Source organism: Halarchaeum acidiphilum MH1-52-1, assembly GCF_000474235.1.
In the GTDB taxonomy this organism is placed as follows: domain Archaea; phylum Halobacteriota; class Halobacteria; order Halobacteriales; family Halobacteriaceae; genus Halarchaeum; species Halarchaeum acidiphilum.
The window spans coordinates 1-1,402 of record NZ_BATA01000141.1; the positions used below are offsets into that span (position 1 = coordinate 1).

1 protein-coding gene is annotated in these 1,402 nt (G+C 58.7%); it reads right to left on the reverse strand.

The features are described 5' to 3' along the window. Positions 1-185: 185 nt before the first annotated feature. Positions 186-1,355 carry an ISH3 family transposase gene (locus AOZ13_RS13565; protein ID WP_020222849.1) on the reverse strand — a complete coding sequence of 390 codons (1,170 nt, stop codon included), beginning with the start codon at positions 1,353-1,355 and terminating at the stop codon, positions 186-188. Between the last annotated feature and the right edge of the window lie 47 nt (positions 1,356-1,402).

Consider the following 1,402-nt stretch of genomic DNA (forward strand, 5'->3'; position numbering starts at 1 on the left):
CAGTACCTCACAAAGCGTCCTCGGCTAACTGCTTCTGACGAGTGAATTCACTGCTGAAACAGTATCTGGACCGGCGGTTGACGCTCACTCCCGGCGATCGATGTCAGGAAGCTGTCGGAGTCGGCGGCAGGACGCCGCCGACACGACAGCGTTGCCACTACTCGAAGACCCGTTCCGGTCAGTGATTACCGCTCGAACCGGTCGTCAGGTGGACGATTTGCTGGGATCGACCGCCGCACTGAGAGCGCGTTCCATGCGGCGCGGGTAACCATGCGAATGAATTCTTCAAAGGGCCACCACCAGAGGCGACGCCCGCCTCGGCGGGGCGTCGCCACATATTCCCAGTGGAGATACCGCCAGACGTTCTGAAGAAGCAGGCTAATCACCACGAACAGCAATCGCCGAGTTTGATCGGTCACTGTCGTAGAAATCAGCGATGACTCCGACAGCCGGTAAGTCGCCTCAATGCCGAACCGCTTGCTGTAGTGGCGACGAGCCTGTCGCGGTGTATCGATGAACGGCGCGTCAACGGCGTAGCCGTGACGCGCCACGCTATGCTCGTCGTAGCGACCCATTTTGTAGGTACAGTCGATCATGACCGGGAATTCGACGGTCCACTCGTGACCGTCGAATTCCGTCGTGAGATCGTGGTCAATCTCACGACTCCATCCTTCCGAGAGTTCCTGCTGAATGTCGTTCCCCCATGCGATGACTGGGACCACGTAGGCGTGGTTGTGCGCTTGCATCAGGGTGAGACATTTCCCGTCGTAGAACTCGCTGTCCACGTAGAGTGCCTTGACTTCGAAGTCGAAGCGATCAACGAGGCCGAGAAACTCTGCGAGGACGCTGCTGGCGGTGTCGCCGTCGGTGAGACGGCGCACCGCCAGCGTGTAGCGTTTGTTGCGCACCCGAGCGTACAGTGTCGCGTACGCGTGGAAGGCAGTCGTTCCGTCTTTGGCTTCGCTGTAGTAGAGGCCGTCCGTCTCGTCTTCGTCACCGTAGTAGGGGCGCAGGTGGAGATCAATGACGATCTCCACCTGCTCGGGAAGTACATCGAGTGTGTACTCCTGGAGAAGCGTGTTCCCCACGGTTGTGACTGTTTCAAGGTCGAACTTGGTTCGGAGGTGACGCAGAATGTTCGTGCTGGAGGAGCTGTCCTTACTCCGGTCGCAGAGTGTGGAGATCGAGGTCCCGTCGGCGGTCGCGCCGACGAGGACCTCGTAGATGTCTTCGGGGTCGAGATCAGCGTTCTCACCGAGACTCACGCCGAATGCACCGGTGAGCGCGTTGACGAGAAAGTTAAGAAGCTGGTCCTCGTGGATGTCACCGTCTGCTTGCTGGTCGTGCTTGGTCACACTTCAGCAAGCAGACTTCTCAACTAACAGGCTTTGTGAGGTACTGA